The 18,810-nt window shown below is 56.3% G+C and carries 11 protein-coding genes; all 11 read left to right on the top strand.

The window, feature by feature from the left end; translation table 11 throughout:
• Positions 1-21: 21 nt before the first annotated feature.
• The 11 genes from HQL52_01930 (at position 22) to HQL52_01880 (ending at position 18,688) form a co-directional block, all read left to right on the top strand.
• Positions 22-3,321, top strand: a complete 3,300-nt coding sequence (locus tag HQL52_01930) for a response regulator (protein ID MBF0368189.1) — start codon at positions 22-24, stop codon at positions 3,319-3,321.
• Between the two features lie 6 nt (positions 3,322-3,327).
• A complete protein-coding gene (locus HQL52_01925; protein MBF0368188.1) occupies positions 3,328-5,790 on the top strand; it encodes a response regulator in 2,463 nt (820 codons plus the stop codon).
• Positions 5,787-6,617, top strand: a complete 831-nt coding sequence (locus HQL52_01920) for a hypothetical protein (GenBank protein MBF0368187.1) — start codon at positions 5,787-5,789, stop codon at positions 6,615-6,617. Before HQL52_01925 ends, HQL52_01920 begins: the two co-directional genes overlap by 4 nt.
• A gap of 12 nt (positions 6,618-6,629) precedes the next feature.
• On the top strand, positions 6,630-7,043 hold the full coding sequence (locus tag HQL52_01915; protein MBF0368186.1) for a response regulator: 414 nt from the start codon (positions 6,630-6,632) through the stop codon (positions 7,041-7,043).
• 184 nt (positions 7,044-7,227) lie between these two features.
• Positions 7,228-8,166: a methylenetetrahydrofolate reductase [NAD(P)H] gene (metF, locus tag HQL52_01910; protein MBF0368185.1), complete on the top strand. Its 939-nt coding sequence runs from the start codon at positions 7,228-7,230 to the stop codon at positions 8,164-8,166.
• A gap of 2 nt (positions 8,167-8,168) precedes the next feature.
• The gene (locus HQL52_01905) at positions 8,169-9,743 is read left to right on the top strand and encodes a tetratricopeptide repeat protein (GenBank protein MBF0368184.1); all 1,575 of its coding nucleotides are present in this window, start codon (positions 8,169-8,171) and stop codon (positions 9,741-9,743) included.
• Positions 9,744-9,974: 231 nt separating this feature from the next.
• On the top strand, positions 9,975-11,036 hold the full coding sequence (locus HQL52_01900) for a chemotaxis protein CheW (protein MBF0368183.1): 1,062 nt from the start codon (positions 9,975-9,977) through the stop codon (positions 11,034-11,036).
• Between the two features lie 99 nt (positions 11,037-11,135).
• Entirely contained in the window at positions 11,136-13,289 is a 2,154-nt protein-coding gene (locus HQL52_01895) for a methyl-accepting chemotaxis protein (protein MBF0368182.1), read from the top strand.
• A gap of 31 nt (positions 13,290-13,320) precedes the next feature.
• Positions 13,321-15,879 (top strand): hybrid sensor histidine kinase/response regulator, encoded by a 2,559-nt coding sequence (locus tag HQL52_01890; protein ID MBF0368181.1) that lies wholly within the window; start codon positions 13,321-13,323, stop codon positions 15,877-15,879.
• Complete coding sequence (gene cheB, locus HQL52_01885; protein ID MBF0368180.1) at positions 15,876-17,006, top strand: chemotaxis-specific protein-glutamate methyltransferase CheB; 1,131 nt, start codon at positions 15,876-15,878, stop codon at positions 17,004-17,006. The genes HQL52_01890 and cheB overlap by 4 nt, the downstream gene beginning before the upstream one ends.
• Positions 17,003-18,688, top strand: coding sequence for a response regulator (locus HQL52_01880; GenBank protein MBF0368179.1), 1,686 nt, complete (start codon positions 17,003-17,005; stop codon positions 18,686-18,688). The genes cheB and HQL52_01880 overlap by 4 nt, the downstream gene beginning before the upstream one ends.
• The last annotated feature ends 122 nt before the right edge of the window (positions 18,689-18,810 follow it).

Here is an 18,810-nt window from a genome sequence, read left to right as displayed (position 1 = left end):
CAAACAAATTTGGCGGGGGTTATGGCCAAGACGGATTTTTTATTGCTGCTGGTTGAAGACGACAAGGTAGACCAGATGGCCTTTCGTCGTATGGTCAAGCGGGAAAAACCACCGTTTGAGGCCACCATTGCCAGCTCCCTGAATCAGGCCATCGAAACCCTCTCATCCCAGCGTTTTGATGTGGTGATCGCTGATTTTTTGTTGGGGGACGGCACCGCCCTCGATATCTTTCCCCATGCTGGTGAAACACCGATCATCGTCGTCACCGGTGGCCAGGATGTGGAAAAAGCTGTCCAGGCCATGAAAGCCGGGGCCTACGACTATCTGATCAAGGATCACGACCGCAACTATCTCACCATGTTACCGGTGGTGGCTGCCCAGGCGGTCAAGCACAAACAGGCCGAAGCCGAGCTGCGGGAGGCCAGGGGCTATGCCCGCAACCTGGTGGATAGCTCCCTGGACATGATCATCGCCGTGGACCGGGAAAAGCGCATCATTGAGTTTAACCGGGCGGCTGAAATAGCCTTTGGCTACACCCGGGATGAAGTTTTAGGTCAATTTAACGAAATGCTTTACGCCCCTGCCGACCCGGGTCGCCGCCTGGGAGGGGAGGGGGATATTCAGTCCCATTTTACCGGTGAAGTGCTCAACCGGCGCAAAAACGGCCAGATTTTTCCCAGCTTTCTCTCCGCTTCCGCTCTGAAGGATACCACCGGCCAGGTGGTGGGGTTCATGGGGGTTTCCCGGGACATCACCGAACAAAAGCTGGCTGAAGAGTCCATTCAGCGCAACTACCACATTCAACGCACCATCAGCGCCGTCCTGCAGGTCTCCCTGGAGGAGATTTCCCTACAAAAACAGCTGGAGCAGATTCTGGAACGGATTTTGGCGATTCCGTGGTTTTCCAGTATCTCCCGGGGCTGTATTTTTTTGGTGGATCCGGAAAATCCCCACCAGTTGGAAATGCGGGCTTGGCGGGGCATGGATCCCAAGGTGGTCGCCCGTTGTCACCAGGTGCCATTTGGGGAGTGCGCCTGCGGCAAGGCGGCTCAAACCCGTCAAACGGTCTTTCAACACGAGCTGCCCGAAACCCGGCTGTTGCCTGAAGAGGGGGGAGGTGGCATTTCCGATCACGACCACAACTGCATTCCCATCCAGTCGGGTAACCGCCTGTTGGGGGTGCTCAACCTCTATGTGGAAAGGGGGTATACCGGGGATCCCGGGGAGGAGGCTTTTTTGCTCTCCATCGCCGACACCCTGGCGGGGATCATCGAGCGCAAGCAGATGGAGGAGGCCCTGCGCACCGCCAAGGAAGCCGCTGAGGTGGCGAGCCGGGCCAAAAGCGATTTTTTGGCCAACATGAGCCACGAAATTCGCACCCCCATGAACGCCATCATCGGCATGACCGAGTTGGCAGGCCAGACCGACTCCGAGGAGGAGCTGCATAAATTTTTGGCCATCGTCCTGGAGTCTGCCGATGCTTTGCTTACCCTGCTCAACGGCATTCTTGATTTTTCCAAGATTGAAGCCGACCGGTTGGATCTGGAGTCGATTCCCTTCGAACCCCGGGCGGTGGTGGAAAAAGTGTGTGAAATTTTGGCGCTTCAGGCCCATCGCAAGGGGTTGGGGCTCTACGGCCATCTGAAACCCGGAGTGCCGGAACAGGTGGTGGGGGATCCCATGCGCCTGCGGCAGGTGTTGGTCAACCTGGTCAACAATGCCATCAAATTTACCGAGGAGGGGGAGGTGGTGATCCAGGGGGCGCTCAAGTCCATCGGCCCCGATGGTTCGGTTGAGCTGGAAATGTCGGTTTCCGATACCGGTATCGGCATCCCTTCGGATCGCCTGGAAGCGGTTTTCGGTAATTTTACCCAGGTGGACAGCTCCACCACCCGTAAATATGGCGGCACCGGCCTGGGGCTGGCCATCTCCCGGAGGTTGGTGGGATTGATGCGGGGGGAAATGTCGGTGGAGAGTGTGGAGGGCCAGGGGAGTCGGTTTCTCTTCAACGCCCGTTTTGAGCCTCTTCCTGGCGGGCAGGAGTCCGCCATGCATCCGCGACGCCCCTTGACCGGACGGCGGATCCTGGTGGCTGATTCCAGCCCGACCCATCGACGAATTTTGCTGGAAACCTTGGAGGATTTGGGGGCTCAGGTGGGAGAGGCGGGCAATGGGGTGGAGAGTATCAACCAGATCCGCGATGCCATCGCCATGGACCTTCCATATCATGATCTCCTTCTGGACAGCCGCATGAGTGATATTGGTGGTTTCCATCTGGCTCGGGGCATTGTCCGGGATCCCGGCTATTCCGGGGCGATCATCATGATGCTCAAATCCAACCACCGTCGGGACGACCTGCAACTCTGCCGGGATATCCAAGCCAGCCATCTCATCAAGCCCATCAAGGAGCTGGAACTCCTGAAGGCTCTGGGGGTGGAGGTGGCCAAAAGGGAGAGCCACGAAGCCATCGTCCGCAAGCTCCCCCGCATCTCTCCTCTGCATATTCTCCTGGTGGAGGACAATGTCAACAACCGCAAAGTGATGCGCAAGACCCTGGAGCGGTTGGGCCATCGGATACGGGAGGCGGGGCATGGGGAGGAGGGGTTGGGGCTTTTGGCGGGTTATCAATTCGATCTGGTGTTGATGGATCTGCAAATGCCGGGGTTGGATGGTTTTGATACCACCCGGATGATTCGCGGTCATACCCGCAAGCTGTTCGATCCTGATATTCCCATCGTTGCGGTGACGGCCCATGTGCTGAAAAATTTTCAGGAACGGGCGCGCCAGGTGGGAATGAATGGATTTTTGCCCAAGCCGTTCAAGGTTGAGGCGTTGCTGAAGGTGATCTCCGAACTGCCTCCCTTTCGTCACAAGACGGTTCCCCATCCCCCCGCTGCACCTGTCGCCATGTTGGCCCGGCAATCTTCTGCCGAATCGGGTGCGGTCTTCCAGGCGGCGAGTGGCAAGTGGCTGAATGAAATACGTGGATCCATTGAGGACGATGCCTGGGATCAGGTAGAGGGGCCTTTGCAGCGGTTGAAAAAAGAGGCCAGCTCGGCTGGGATTGGTTTGATTCGAGTGCTCTCCCTGCAGCTTATTCTGGCTGTGCGTAAGGAGGATTTTACCAAGGCGCGGGCTCTTTTTGAAAAGCTGGAGGGGGCTCTGGCCAATATGGGTTTTGAGAAATCCAAGGGTGAAATGGATTCAGTTGTTTCATCCTCAAACGGTCAGGGAGATCAACCCTCGGGCAAGAAGGGGGAAAAGCGTTTGGATGATAGCCTGGAGAGTGACGGCAACCCTGCCAAAGGGGATGAGGGGTGACGATTGGTGTCTGATGCCGTGAAAAAGACGATTCGTGTGCTCCTGGTGGAAAATTCCCCCGTCGCCCTCGCCTTGACCCGTCGGGGGTTGGCCAAACACCCGGAAATCGAGGTGGTGGGGGAAGCTCGGGATGGGGAGACAGCCCTGGCGCTTATCCCTGAGCGGGATCCTCAGGTGATCTGCACCGACATGCACATGCCGATGATGGATGGCCTGGCTTTTACCCATCAGGTGATGACCCGCTTTCCCCGGCCCATTCTGGTGGTGAGCCTCTCGGGAAGCGATGCCGAACGGCGCAACCTTTTTCCGCTGTTTGAGGCGGGGGCTCTCGATTTTTTGCCCAAGACCATGGCCTGGGGCTCCCAGGGTGGCGATGCCTTTTCCCGGGATCTGGCGGCCAAGATTAAATCTTTGGCAGGTTTGACCCCCATTATTCCCAAACCCCCGACTGCAACCGAATATCCCGTTCTTGATCGCCATGACGGGATCAAGGGGGTGGTGGTGGGGGCCGGGCTTGGGGGGGTTCAGGCTTTCAAGGATCTTTTGGCCGGGCTGCCCAGCGATTTTCCCGTCCCCATTCTCTGTGTTCAGCATCTGGATCCCGACTTTCAGGAAGATTTTGTCGATTGGGTGGGGCAGCACACCGACCTGCCGGTTCAAAAAGCCACCCACGGCGAGGTGGCCATGGCCGGATCGGTCTATTTTCCACCCCGGGGGCAACATCTCAGCCTGGATGCCAAGGGACACCTCACCACCTCCCAGGCCCCGCCGGTGGAGGGGTGTCGTCCTTCCATTACCGTCACCATGGAATCGATGGCCAACCGGTTGGGTGCCAGGGTGGTTGGGGTATTGCTCTCCGGCAGTGGTCGGGATGGCTTGTTGGGAATGGAGGCGATCTATCGGGCGGGGGGGGTGACCCTGGCCCAGGATCAATCCTCGGCGCTGTTGTTTGATCTGCCTGGAAAGGCAAAGGAGCAGGGGTCGGTTACTCACATGCTGCCGGGTGCGGCCTTGCCTCGGGGTTTGCTGGATCTGGTGGTGGGGCGTCAGGAGAGGCGGGGAGAGGCTCGTAGCGAGACCCCCTCTGAAGTACCCAAGAGGGGCATTTCAGTCCTGATTGTCGAGGATAGCCCCACCCAGGCCTTCAAGCTCAAGCGGTTTTTGGTTCGATCCGGTTTTGACGTGACCGTGGCCAAAGATGGCGTGGAGGGTTTGGAAAAGGCCCTTGAGGTGCGGCCTCAGATCATTGTCAGCGACGTTTCCATGCCCCGTATGGATGGTTTTGAGCTCTGTCGCAGGGTCAAATCCCATCCGGAAATCGGTGCCATCCCGGTTATTTTGGTGACGGCATTGACCAATCCCGGTGAAATTTTGGAGGGTTTGGGAGCTGGTGCGGACAACTATCTGACCAAGCCGTGGGAGGAGGCCCATCTTCTTTCCAGTGTTGATATTTTGACTTCTCCTCACGCCGGTGTGGATGACCGGCGCAAGGCGATGGATATTGAGTTTGAGGGGCGTAAATTTACCATCAACTCCTCCCGCTGGCAGATATTGAACCTCCTGTTGTCCACCTACCAAAAGGCGGTTCAGCAAAACAAACAGCTCACCGATAGCCAGCTGGAGCTGAAAATGTTGAATCTCCAGCTGGTGGATCAGTCGGTCAAGCAGGAGTCCCTCAACAAGCAGCTGGCCGATGAGATCGAGGAGCGAAAAAAGGTGGAGGCCCGCAGGCTGGTGACCATGGCAGAGTTGAAGGAAGCCAACCGGGAGCTGGATGATTTTGCCTATATCGTCTCCCACGATCTCAAGGCACCCTTCAGAGCCATCGGCTCCCTCACCAACTGGCTGGTCAACGACTATGCCGAGCAGTTGGATATGGATGGCCGGGATCTGCTGCAACTGCTCGCAGGTCGGGCTGACCGGATCAACCGATTGATCGATTCCCTCCTGGAATATACCAAGGTCAACCGGGTGGAGGATGAGGTCAAAGCGATCGATCTCAACCGCCTGGTCAAGAGTGTCGTCAAGGGGTTGAGCCTGCCGGAAGAGCTGGAGGTCCGCCTGGATTCCCCACTACCCACCATTCATTTTGATGAAAGACGGGCCCGGCAGATTTTTTTCAATCTGATCGACAACGGTGTGCGCTTTATGGACAAACCTCTGGGAGAGATTCGGGTGACCGGGCGGGCGGAGGGGGCGGGTTGGCAGTTTGAGGTGGCGGACAACGGTCCGGGGATTGATGAAAAATATTTCGAAAAGATATTCAAGATTTTTCAGACTCTCCAGGCCCGGGATGAGCTGGAAACCCCGGGAGTGGGGCTGGCTCTGGTCCGGAAAATTGTCGAAAAATATGGCGGGCGTATCTGGATTACTTCACAACTCGGGGAGGGAAGCCAATTTCATTTTACCCTTCCCAAGCTATCCGATACCCAAAAACAACAGGGGGGTGAAGGGGTGAAAAGGTCATGAGTGGTGACAATGACGTGACCGATGCCACGGCGGCTGGTGAGGGTCCACAGGCGGAACTCATCCAGGCTCGTCGCAGAATTGCTGAGCTGGAGGCCCGCCTGGCTGCGGCTGGTGGGGAGCGGGAGAGGCAGCTCATTGCCGAGCTTGAGAGTTCCAATCAGGAGTTGAAGGAGTTCGCCTATGTGGTCTCCCATGATCTCAAGGCCCCTTTGCGGGCCATCAACTCTCTGGTGCAGTGGCTTTCGGAAGATTATGAGGATGTGTTGGATGAGGATGGCCAGGAGCAGATGGGCCTGATCATCAGCCGGGTAAAACGCATGGAGAGCCTGATCAACGGGGTGCTGCAATATTCCCGTATCGGTCGCATGCGGGAGGCGATTGTGCCGGTCAACCTCCACAAGCTGCTGGTGGAGGTGATCGATAGTTTGAGTCCGCCCGGACACATTCAAATCACCATCCCCGATGAGATGCCTGCCATTACCGGTGAAAAGACCCGTCTGGGGCAGATTTTTCAGAATCTATTGTCCAATGGGATCAAATATATGGACAAGGAGGCCGGTTTGGTGGAGGTCGCCTGGGAGGCGGAAGGGGAGAGCCATTATCGATTTTCTGTCACCGATAACGGTCCCGGCATCCCCAAAAAGGATCACGAGCGGATTTTTCAAATTTTTCAGACCCTCCAGGGTGGTGACGAATATGAATCCACCGGTGTGGGGCTCACCCTGGTCAAAAAAATCGTCGCCCTCCACGGGGGGCGGGTTTGGCTGGAATCGGCACCGGGAGAGGGGAGCACTTTTTATTTTACCCTGGCCCGGGAGGCCTCTTAGGAAGGAGCTGTCATGAATGCCACGCAACCCATTCTCCTGGTGGAAGATGACCGGGTGGATGCGATGACCGTCAAGCGGGCCTTGAAAAAGATCCATGTCACCAATCCCCTCTTCAGGGTCGGTAACGGCGAGGAGGCGGTGGCTTGGCTGGATGACAAGGAAAACCCCTGGCCCTGTATCATCCTGCTGGATCTCAATATGCCACGGATGAATGGGCTGGAGTTTTTGGAGGTAGTCAAAAAGGATCCGGCCAAAAAAAGAATTCCAGTGGTGATTTTGACCACCTCCAAGGATGAGCTGGACCGGGTGAAAAGCTTTGATCTGGGGGTGGCGGGCTATATGGTCAAACCGGTGGATTATATCCAATTTGTAGATGTCATCCGCACCATCAGCATCTATTGGACCTTGAGCGAATTGCCGGAGTAGAAATATCCGGCTGGCCAGTCAGCGAAATCGATAGGCTGTAGCTGAATCGATGGCTGTCGCTGGATAGAGGGTCTGAATGGGGTTGATGGCGTTGGCTGGATGGCTCCCCCGAAGGCAAACCAGAGAGAGATCATACCGGGTGCACCTTGATTGAGGGGGGTGTCTGGTGGAACAAGAGGAATCGATGGAGAAGATTATCCAGGGAAAAGCGCCCACGGGCGGTGTGGCTGGGGCGGGTATTTCCTTTGAATTTTTCCCCCCCAAGCTTAAAGAAAAGGAGCCGGCCTTTTGGAAGGCGGTCAACGGCCTGGCCCGTTATGGTCCGGAGTTTGTCTCCATCACCTATGGCGCCGGGGGGGGCAGTCGGCAGCGGACTCTGGAGTTGATGGGGGATGTGGTTCGGGGGATAGATGTTGAGACCGTGGCGCACCTGACCTGTGTGGGGGATGACGCGAAGGCCCTGACAGCGGTTCTTGACACCATCGACAGCCACGGCATTACCCACCTGCTCGCCCTGCGGGGGGATCAGCCCCAGGATATGCCCCAAGGGGCGTTGGAGCGGGGGGCTTTTCGTTATGCGGATGGTTTTGTCGCCTTTATCCGGGAAAAATATCCCCATTTTCGGGTGGGGGTGGCTGCTTATCCGGAGGTGCACCCGGAGGCTGCGGATGCCCAAACCGATCTGAGCCATTTTCGCCGCAAGGTGGAAGCCGGGGCTGCGTTTGCCGTGACCCAGTTTTTTTTCGAGAACAGCGCCTATTTCAGCTTTGTCGAAGCGTGTCGTAAAGAGGGGATCAACATTCCCATCATTCCAGGGATCATGCCGGTGACTGATTATAAACAGATCCGTCGCCTGGCCCAACTGTGTGGTTCAGCCTTGCCCGGTTGGTTGACTTCCACCATGGAGCGGCTTCAGGGAGATCCGGCCCAAATGAAGGCAGCGGGCATTCAGTTGGCGGTTCGACAGTGTCGGGAGCTCCTGGACGGTGGGGCGCCGGGACTGCATTTTTTCACGTTGAACCAACAAGGCCCGGTTTCCCAGATTTTGGATGCCTTGGGGTTCCAGGCTGACGCGGCCCCATCTGCCACCTCTTCCGGGGGTGATGCCCCCGCCGGTGCTTGACCTTGGACAGTGCCCTGCTGGAACGCTTCAGTCAGTTGATCGCACGGCATACCGGCCTGATTATTCCTGAGCCCGACTATCTCCTGCTTGCTAAACAGATCCGGCTGCGCACCCGGCGTTTCGGCTTTTCCGGTCCCGAGCTTTATCTCTCCCTGCTGGAAACCCCCACCCATGAGAGCGAAATGGAGTGGCGGGAGTTGGTGTTGGAGCTGACGATTGGAGAGAGTTATTTTTTCCGGGATGCGGGGCAGATGGCCCTGCTCAAACGCACCCTCCTGCCGGAACTGCTGGCCAAACGTTCTCCCAACAAACCATTGCGGATCTGGAGTGCGGGTTGCTCCACCGGGGAGGAACCCTACACCCTGGCGATGATGCTGGAGAGTCTCTCCCTGACCTTGGATAAGTCGGGGGTGTTTATCTTGGGGAGTGATATCAACGGTACCGCTCTGAAAACAGCCCGTCAGGGGATCTATGGTCCGTGGTCGTTCCGGGGGATGGATAAAGACCTGTTGGATGTTTATTTCCAGCGGGTCAAAGAGGAGTGGCAACTTGTTGAGCGGATCCGTAAGCGGGTCAAGTTTTCCCGAATCAACCTGATTCGCGATGGTTTTCCAGGTATTGTCGGAGATTTGCGGGAGATGGATCTGATCGTCTGCCGTAACGTTTTTATCTATTTTGATCAGGAGACCGTTGCCCGGTTGATGACTAAATTTGCCCAGACCCTGCGTCCCGGGGGATATCTTATGACCGGTCATGCCGAGCTTTCCCCCGAGGTACGTCAGGCCGCCACCCGGGGGGAGAGTGGCTTGGTGTTGAAAACCTTTCCCGAGTCGGTGGTGTTTCAGCGTCCCCTGGAATCGTTGGCTGCGGACTTCCCTTCTTTTCCCTCTTCGGAGGTTCCTCTGGCTTCTCCTCCTCCCTTCAAGTCGGAAAAAGCGGGATTCAAGGGGGGGGTGGGTTCATGGTCCAAAAAGCCTGTCAGCACCTCGAAAAAAACCACTGCCCAGCCCTGGAAGGGAGGCCGTTCGACTTCTGCCAAGCCGACTCCCAAAGGGATTGCCAAATCGCCGGATGTGGAGGGGCTTTTTGCAGAGGCGTCGGATCTTTTTGGGCGGGGGGCCTATGCCGAGTCCGCCGCCCGAGCCAAGCGGGGATTAAAACAGTCATCGAATCATTTTGGTCTGCTCCATCTGTTGGCCCGCTGTCACGCCAACCTGGGGGATCGACGGGCGGCAGAAGGGTGTTGCCGCCAGGCGATGCAGGTGGATGGCTTCAACGCCGCGCCCCTTTACCTTTTGGCCCATATTCTTGAGGAGCAGGGGCAGGATGGAGAGGCCAGGGAGTTGTTGAATAAGGTGATCTATCTGGACCCAACCCACATTCCGGCCTTTTTGGAGTTGGGGGCGATCTATCAGCGGCGGGGGGATCTCCCACGGGCTCAAAAAATGCGCCAGTCCGCTTTGGAGCTGCTACGCAGTTTGCCGGATGATGCCAGCATTGAGACCTATGAGGAGTGGACGGCTGGGGCGTTGGTTGCTCAAGTGGAAGGGATGTTGGGAGAAAAAAATAGGGAGTGAATCATTCTGAAAGGGAGGATTTTGTTCCCGGTAGTGCCCTGATTGAATTCTGGATGGTTGAGTGTTCGAATTCCATGTGGTTGGGGGCTCGAATTCCAGGTTGTGAGGAGGTCGCTTCTTTTTGGAAAATTGGAATTTAATTGTAAATAGTTCGTAATAACACTAAATTAACCTGTCATTTTGTCTTGAGTGGTAGGGTGTTTTTCCATCAGAAAGGCTTTGGCTCTCTCCATGGACCATTCCCTGGATCAAGGTTCCCATCTGGTTTTCAGCCTGACCGGTAAGCTCTACGGGGTCAATGCCACTCTGGTGCGGGAGATTGTCCGGCTGCCGGAGATCACCCCCATGGAGGAGGCCCCTCCCTATATCGTCGGCGTGCTCAACCTGCGGGGGCAGGTGATTCCGGTGATGGATCTCAATATTCGGATGGGGTGCCATACCAAACCCTATCGTTTGACCGATGCCATCCTGGTCTTGGATGGGCCGGATCGGGGGTTGGGGCTGGTGGTCAATGAAGTCCTGGAAGTGCGGGTTCTGGGGGAGGGGGAGGTGGACCAAGCCCCGGCTTTTGGCGAATTTGAATCCCGACGTCAGCAAAAATTTATCACCGGGGTCGCCATCGACGGCGAAGAGATGGTGATGCTCCTGGATGCGGCACGGCTGTTCCGTTTTATTCCCCTGGGAGGGGATCCAGGGGAAGGGGGTGAGGAGGAGTCTGAAGAGACGGAGTTGGAGCTGCTGGCTGAGCCCCGGCTGTTCAACCCGGAGGCTACTGAGTCCGAGAGAGGGGTTTTTCGGGAACGGGCCAAACGCCTGATGCGTGCTCTGGATGAGCAGGTCATGGAGGGCTTGGCCTCTTTGGCAGTGGTGGAGTTGTATGGCGAGCGGCTGGGGATTGGTCTCGACATCGTTCGAGGTTTTACCCAGCTTCGGCAGGTGACGCCGATTCCCTGCTGTCCTGATCATATCGTCGGCTCGATGAATCTGCGGGGTGAAATCCTGACCATGGTGGAAATATCGGGATTTTTGGGGATTCCCCCCTTGCCCGATTCCCCTCCTGCCATGGCCTTGGTGGCGGTGGTGGGGGAGATTACCGTGGGGGTGTTGGTGCATGATGTGGTGGATGTGATCCACTTGTCCCCTTCGGAAATCACCCGGGCACCCTCTGCCGTGGGCACCTTGAAAAAGGACTTTTTAAAGGGTGCGGCTCGCTATGAGGAGGAAATGTTCAGCCTCCTCAATCTGGAAAAGGTGTTGGGGAGCGAAGAGCTTTCCGTCAACGAAACAGTATAAGTTCCGACCGGGTATTTTTTTGGTAATTCATCTGGCTGTCGGAGAGGGAGTTTTTCCTTTGACGGCCTCTGGAAATAGCAGGCGGGGGAGAGAATAACCATGGGGAAGATGCGACTGTCCACCAAATTGATCGGATTGTTTTTGCTGATGGGTTTGGGGCCATTCATGTTTGTAGGGCTCTATGCCTACCAAACCAGCAGCGAAGCCTTGCAGCAGGATGCCTTTAACCGTCTTGCCCTGATCCGGGAGTCCAAGCAGGCCGAGATCAATCGCTATTTTCAGGTGATCAACAACCAGGTGCTGACCCTCTCCGAGGATATCATGATTGTCGAGGCCATGGAGGGACTCACCGGGGCTTTTTTCGCTGCGGAAGAGGAGGTGGGGCTGGGGTATGATCAAAACCTCAAAGAGAACGAAGAGCGTCTGCGGGCGCGTTATGTGCAGCAGGAATCCGATACCGACAACGCCCCCGACAACGCCCTCTCCCTCTGGTGGCCCCGCAATCGGGTGAGTCGTATTCTGCAACATCTCTACATCTCGACCAATCCCTATCCCGTGGGGGAAAAACACAAGCTTGATACCTCCCGGGACCATTCCGAATACAGCCGCCTCCATGGCCAGTTCCATCCGGTTTTGCGTAATTTTGTTGATAAATTCGGCTATTACGATCTATTTCTGGTGGAGCCCGATAGCGGCCACATCATCTATTCGGTTTTCAAGGAGGTGGACTTTGCCACCCGTCTGAGTGATGGCCCCTACAGCAATACCAATTTGGGCCGGGTGTTCAAACAGGCCCTGGCTGCCAATGCCGGTGAAAGCGTCTATCTGGCTGATTTTGAGCCCTATCCTCCCTCCTATAACGCTCCAGCCGCCTTTATCGCCTCTCCCATCTACAACGATGACGGCAAAAAGAGCGGTATCCTGATCTTCCAGATGCCCATCTCCCGTATCGACGGCATCATGACCAACGATGGTCGTTGGGAAAAAACCGGACTGGGCAAGAGCGGGGAGAGTTTTTTGGTTGGCCCTGATTTTAAATTTCGCTCCAACTCCCGTTATCTGATTCAGGATCAGGACGATTTTCTCTCCAGCTTGAAAAACAGCCATATTTCTGACCAGGATCTGGAGAAGATCCAGGTCCACAAAACAGTCATCGGTATTCTGAGTTTTAAGACCGAGCACGTTGAGGAGGCCCTGACCGGAGAGACCGACCTGGAAGAGAATACGGTGGATTATCTGGGCAATGAGGTGCTTTTGGCCCATGCGCCCATTCGCATGCCGGGGGGGAGTAAATGGGCGCTCATCGCCACCATCAGCCAGCAGGAGGCCTATAAAGCGCTCAATAATCTCAATCGGATGATGTGGATTTTGGGCATTATCTGTAGCGTGGTGGTGGTGGCTGTGGGGTGGTATTTTGCCCGTTCCATCAGCCGTCCCCTGAACGAAATCATCAACGTGGTCTCCACCTCATCCGCTGAAATAGCCACCACCGTCAACCAGCAGGAGCGGGTTTCGGCGCAACAGGCGGTTTCGGTCAATGAAACCAACACCACCATGGAGGAGCTGGGCACCTCTGCCAGACAATCTTCCGAACAGGCTGATTCGGCTGCATCCGGGGCGCAAAAGGCCCTGGAGTTGGCTGAGCATGGCATGGGCCGTGTGGAGGAGATGTTGGAGGAGATGGGAGGGACGCGTTCCAAGGTGGAGGCGATTGGACGGGAAATCTTGAAGCTTTCCGAGCGCACCGGGCAGATTCGGGATATCACCGATACGGTCTCCGAGTTTGCCAACGAAACCAAAATGCTTGCCATGAATGCCGCCGTCGAGGCCGTTCGGGCCGGGGAGCACGGCAAGGGGTTTTCGGTGTTGGCGGTGGAAACCCGCAAGCTTGCGGATGAGTCCAAACGTTCCGCTGCCCGGATCAACGATCTGGTGGGTGAAATTCAAAAGGCCACCAACACCACGGTGATGGTGACCGATGAAGGCACCAAAACCGTAGAGCAGGGGGTACTCATCGCTCAAAACACCGCTGAAACCTTCCGTGAGGTGGCTGAGTCGGTCAATGCTGCGGCTGAAAGCGCCCAGCAGATCTCCATGAACGTTCGCCAACAGTCGGTAGCGATCAAGCAGGTCGTGGAGGCGATGAAATCCTTGAATACGGGAGCCAAGGAGACCTCTTCGGGGGTAGGCCAGATCAAAACCGGCATCCAGACCCTCAATGACGCCGCCCAAGTACTCAGGAACATGGTCTGATTGGCCTGAGAAATAAGGGTTGGAGAGAGGCATGATTGAAGACGTCGAACTGAGGGAACTGTTCCAGGCGGAGAGTGAAGAGCATCTCCAAAAGCTGGACGAATCCCTGCTCCATCTGGAGAAGCATCCCGATGACAAGGGGGTGCTCAAGGAGGCGTTCCGTGAGGCCCACAGCCTCAAAGGTTCAGCGCGGATGCTGGGGGTGGGCGACGTTGAGACGTTGGCTCACCGTTTTGAAGATGTCCTGGGAGCAGCCTCCAGGGGGGAAACGGTTTTTACCCCTGATGTGGTAGACCACATGATGGGGGGGCTGGATGACATCCGGGTTTTGGTGCATGAGGCGGTCACCGGTGAGCCAGCTGGGGTCTCCATCACCGACGCCCTGGCCCGGATGGAGGGGAAAGGGGCTAAAAAAACAGCTCCGCCAGCCCCACCCGAGACGATTTCACCCCCTCCTCTGGTCGATCAAACACCCCCAGCCCAATCCGCACCCCCATTGGTGGACATTCAAGCGCCAGTCGTTGAAGTGCAGGCCCCGGTGGTGGAAGTACAAGCGCCAGCCCCGGTGGTGGAAGTTCAGGCCCCGGCCCCGGTGGTAGAGGTCCAGGTTCAGGCCCCGGTGGTGGAAGTACAAGCGCCAGTCCCGGTGGTGGAAGTACAAGCGCCAGCCCCGGTGGTGGAAGTACAAGCGCCAGCCCCGGTGGTGGAAGTACAAGCGCCGACCCCGGTGGTGGAGGTCCAGAGATCAGAACCGGGTTCTCAGCACGTTTCTTCTGCCACTCCAGCGGCCTCAGACTCTGAAGAGAGCAGCCAACGTTCAGGTTCTGGAGAGAGTAGCCAGCGCCCTGTCGATGAAGAGTCCTATCGAGTCGATACCATCCGGGTGGAACCTCGCCGACTTGACCAGCTGTTGAATCAGGCTGGGGAACTCACGGTGGTCAAGACCCGGGTCAAACGGCGGCTCACGGAGATCGAAGAGGCGATTGCTCTTTGGGAAACGAGCCTGCGGGAAGTCCACGCTGCCGATGGCCATGGTTTGAATGGTGGAGAGGGTGGGGAGAGCAATCTGGATCGGTTGGGGGCCGGTCTGCACCAACTGCGTCATGCGGTTTTTGAGGATGAAGCGGGTCTGGACATGGTGGCCCGGGAGTTGGAGGAGGGGATTCGCAATCTGCGTCTTTTGCCTCTTTCCACCATCTTCAACCTCTATCCCCGCATGGTTCGGGATTTGGCCAGGCAGCTGGGCAAACAGGTGGAATTGATCCTGGAAGGGGGGGATACCACGGCGGATAAGCGGGTGATCGAGGAGATGAAAAGTCCCTTGATGCACATGATCCGCAATGCTGTGCATCACGCTCTGGAAATGCCTCGGGAGCGGCAGCAGGCGGGCAAACCCCCCTTAGGCACAGTTCGGCTTAAAGCTTCCAGAACCGCTACCCATGTGGTGATCGAGGTGATCGACGATGGCCGTGGGCTTGATCCCAATGCCTTGCGCCGGGTGGCGGTCAAAAATGGCCTTTATTCCCCAGCTGAGGCCGAAACCCTCTCCATGTCCCAGCTCAAGTCGGTGATTTTTTCCTCTGGTTTTTCCACCTCGGCCATGGTCACCGATGTCTCTGGGCGAGGTGTCGGGCTGGATGTGGTACGCAACAACGTCGAGCGGCTGAAGGGTTCCATTCAGGTGGATTCAGAGGCTGGTGCGGGTTGTCTGTTTACCATTCGTCTGCCAATCACCCTGGCGACGACGCCGGTTTTTATCGTTTCTGCCCGCAAGTGCACCTTTGCCATTCCCCTGGATTATGTCGAGACGGTACGACGGATTCCTTTGGATTCGGTCTTTCCCATTGATGGTCGGGATACCATTGATCTTAATAATGAGCCGGTCTCTGTGGCGCATCTGGGGGATCTGCTGGATCTTCCCCCTCATCTGGTCTCCTTGGACCCCTCTCCCCTGACCCCCTGTCTGGTCATCCGCTATGGAGAGGAGCGGTTGGGGGTGTTTGTGGATGAGCTTTTGGACGAACAGGAAGTGGTGTTAAAACCCCATGGGGCGATCCTGAAACGGGTTCGCAATGTTTCGGGGGCAACGATTTTGGGCTCTGGGGAGGTGTGTATGGTGCTCAACCCCCAGGATCTCATCAAAACCATTCAAAAACGCACCATCGCTCATCTGGGCGCCAGAGGGGGGGAGTCGGGTTCGGAGGAGGAGGTTGCCGACCAGGAGAGGAGGCAATCCATTCTTTTGGTAGAGGATTCCATCACCACCCGTACCCAGGAAAAACGGATTCTGGAGAGTGCTGGATATGATGTCGTGGTGGCGGTAGATGGCCTGGATGCCTTGACCCAGCTGGGCAGGCGTCCCTTCGATGGCGTGGTCTCCGACGTTCAGATGCCCAACCTGGACGGCCTCGATCTGACCCATCGCATTCGTTCCAACAAAGCCTATCAGGAACTGCCTGTGATTCTGGTTACCTCTCTCTCCTCGGAAGAGGATATGCGTAAGGGCATGGAAGTGGGGGCCAATGCCTACATCACCAAACCCACATTTGACCAGAAAACCTTTCTGGATACCTTGAGGAGAATTGTGTGATTCGGGTTCTTTTGGTGGATGACTCCCTGATAGCACTGACCGTTTTGCAGCGAATGCTCAAAAACGAGCCGGGTATCAAGGTGGTGGGCACCGCTGCCAACGGCATTGAAGCGCTCTCCCAGATCAATCATTTGAAGCCTAACGTGGTCTGTACCGATCTGCATATGCCCAAAATGGATGGGTGGGAGCTGACCCGGCAGATTATGGCCCGCCATCCCCTGCCCATTCTGGTGGTGAGTGTTTCGGTTCAGGAAAAAACCAACGAGCACAATATTTTCGAACTTCTGGAAGCGGGGGCGGTAGATGTCTTTCCCAAACCCCGGGGCGGATTGACCGTTGCCGATGAGAGTGTCCTGGCCCAGGAATTTGTTCGTAAAATCAAAATTATTTCCGGGGTGGTGCCCATCAGCCGCCACGCCAGCCGCTATGCCTCTCTTCCGGAAAAAAAGAGTCCATCCCCATCGCTCTCCAAGGGTCAGGTCAAAACGCCCATACGTCTGGTGGTCATTGGTGCTTCCACCGGCGGACCCCAGGCACTGTTAACCATTTTATCCTCTCTGCCAGCCCGTTTTCCCACCCCCATTCTCTGCGTTCAGCACATCAGCTTTGGTTTTTTGGAGGAGATGATCTCCTGGATGAAAAGCCATTGCAAAATGCCGGTGGAGATCGCACAGGTGGGGAAGAGGCCTCAGGCTGGCGTGATCTATTTTCCACCGGAACGCAGCCATTTGGTTGTGGATCGGGAGGGACAGTTTGCCATCCCCGGCCCTGCTGATCTGGGCATGATCCCCAATGCTCAGTTGGGTCATTGTCCTTCTGTGGATGTGGTTTTCCATTCAGCTGCCAGGCGTTTCGGGCGGTCGACTCTGGGAGTACTGCTCACCGGTATGGGCAAGGATGGGGCGGAAGGGCTGCTCTCCATTTACAAAGCCGGAGGCATGACCATCGCCCAGGATGAGGCTTCGTCGGTGGTTTTCGGTATGCCCAAACAGGCCATTGAGCTGGGGGCGGCCCGGGTGGTGCTGCCGGTGACGGATATAGCTCCCTTTTTGATGAAATCGGTTCAGATCAACACCGGTCTGTCACACACCACAAGCACGAAGCCGGGACGGGGCATCCAAACATGAAAAAGGCTGAGTCCATACTGGTCGTTGAGGACTCCGCCACCCAACGGGTGGTTTTGGAGAGACTCCTGCGGGAGGCTGGATTTACCCCTCTGGGAGCGAAAAATGGTTTGGAGGGATTGGAGCTGGCCCGGACCCATATACCACGCTTGGTGATCAGTGATGTGGCCATGCCTGAGATGGATGGCTATCAGATGTGTCGGGAGATCAAGCGGGATCAAGCTTTGGCCAACATTCCGGTGATGCTTTTGACCGGGCTTGATGATCCCAAAGAGGTGATTCGGGGCTTGAGCGCTGGAGCGGATCATTATCTCACCAAGCCTTTCGACCCTGATGATCTCCTCTCACGCATCCGCTATCTGATGGAAGCCCCTTCGGATGAGACGGATGCCGGTGACGAGGATGGCTTGAAGGTCAACTTTGCCGGTGAGATCCATCTGATCAAGGCAACCCGCCGCCGGACCCTGAATTTACTCCTCTCGACGTATGAAAGTGCGGTACGAAAAAATCGTGAGTTGAATCAGTTGCAAACGGAATTGCGACTTTTGAATGAGCAGTTGGAGGAAAAGGTTTTGGAACGGACCCGGGATTTGGAGGATGCCAACCGGGCTCGAAACACCTTTATCTCCAATCTGAGCCATGAATGGCGCACCCCCATGAATGCCATTATCGGCATGACCGATCTGGTTTTGATGTCGGAACTCAACGCCGATCAGCAGGAAAATCTGGACATTGTCCGCTCAGCAGCTGACTCCTTGATGAACCTTCTCAACAGCCTGCTTGATTTTGCCCGTCTGGAGACCGGCTCCCTCAAGGTGGAAAACCATCCATTTGCTCTTCGGGAAAGCCTCAAGGGTTTTATCCAGCCCTTTTTGGAGCGGGCAGAAGAGAAGGGGCTTTCATTTTTTTATCAGGTGGATCCGAAAGTGGGGGATCGGCTGGTGGGGGATGTCCGACGGATCCGGGAAATTTTGTCCCAGTTGATTGGCAATGCCGTTAAATTTACCGAAGCGGGAGGGGTTCGTGTAGAGGTTTCCGAACTGGAATCGACGCTCTCAGAGGGGACGCCTCCCTCTGATCATCTCTTCTTACGGTTTGCAGTGATTGATTCCGGTATTGGGATTGTTCCGGAAAGACAGGCACTTCTTTTCCAACAGTTTACCCAGGGGGATGGCGGCACCACCCGAAAATATGGCGGTACCGGTATCGGCTTGAGCCTGGCCAAACGTCTGGCCGAACGGCTGGGGGGGGAGGTGGGGTATGAAAACCAGGAGAGCGGCGGATCCTGTTTTTATCTGGATATCTCCCTGGAAGTGGCCGATGGGGAAGAGGCGGACCAACTGTTTGCTGATGAGGTGCCGCTGTCACCGGAGGAGCTTGGCTCACCCCTCTCCCATGGTTCCCAGGAGGCGGACCCGGAAACATTGACTTTGGATACCTTTCCAGAGGCGATGGAGCGAGAAATCGGTCGATTTCTTGTCGCCATGGAGGGGGGGAATCCCCTCGCCACTGATCTACCCGCCCAATGGCTTAAAAAGTGTGCCGGGTTGTTTGGTGATGAAGCCCTGCGCCGGGAGGTTTTGCGGATGGTGTTGGCAGCCCGCAACTCTGATCGAAACAAGGCCCGGGAGCATCTGGAGGGAATTGTCGACTGGCTTCAGCACTATCGAAATGCCAAATCATGATTCCATTTTTTCTGCCGGGAGAGGTGGTTCATGACCGTTTTTTGTCGATAGGGTGCTGATTTTATGCCGCAATTTACAGGGATTATTTCATACTGTTTCCGAGGGTCATTGGATGACTTTGT

The organism is Magnetococcales bacterium (assembly GCA_015232395.1).
In the GTDB taxonomy this organism is placed as follows: Bacteria; Pseudomonadota; Magnetococcia; order Magnetococcales; family JADFZT01; genus JADFZT01.
Note: the sequence above shows the minus strand (reverse complement) of the source record. Positions and strands in the feature narration are given on the sequence as shown.

Bases quoted from the DNA above. Each gene is read 5' to 3' on its own strand.
- HQL52_01915 (MBF0368186.1), top strand. From the start codon at position 6,630: ATGAATGCCACGCAACCCATTCTCCTGGTGGAAGATGACCGGGTGGAT.
- HQL52_01930 (MBF0368189.1), top strand. From the start codon at position 22: ATGGCCAAGACGGATTTTTTATTGCTGCTGGTTGAAGACGACAAGGTA.
- metF (MBF0368185.1), top strand. From the start codon at position 7,228: ATGGAGAAGATTATCCAGGGAAAAGCGCCCACGGGCGGTGTGGCTGGG.
- HQL52_01900 (MBF0368183.1), top strand. From the start codon at position 9,975: ATGGACCATTCCCTGGATCAAGGTTCCCATCTGGTTTTCAGCCTGACC.
- HQL52_01920 (MBF0368187.1), top strand. From the start codon at position 5,787: ATGAGTGGTGACAATGACGTGACCGATGCCACGGCGGCTGGTGAGGGT.
- HQL52_01880 (MBF0368179.1), top strand. From the start codon at position 17,003: ATGAAAAAGGCTGAGTCCATACTGGTCGTTGAGGACTCCGCCACCCAA.
- HQL52_01890 (MBF0368181.1), top strand. From the start codon at position 13,321: ATGATTGAAGACGTCGAACTGAGGGAACTGTTCCAGGCGGAGAGTGAA.
- HQL52_01895 (MBF0368182.1), top strand. From the start codon at position 11,136: ATGGGGAAGATGCGACTGTCCACCAAATTGATCGGATTGTTTTTGCTG.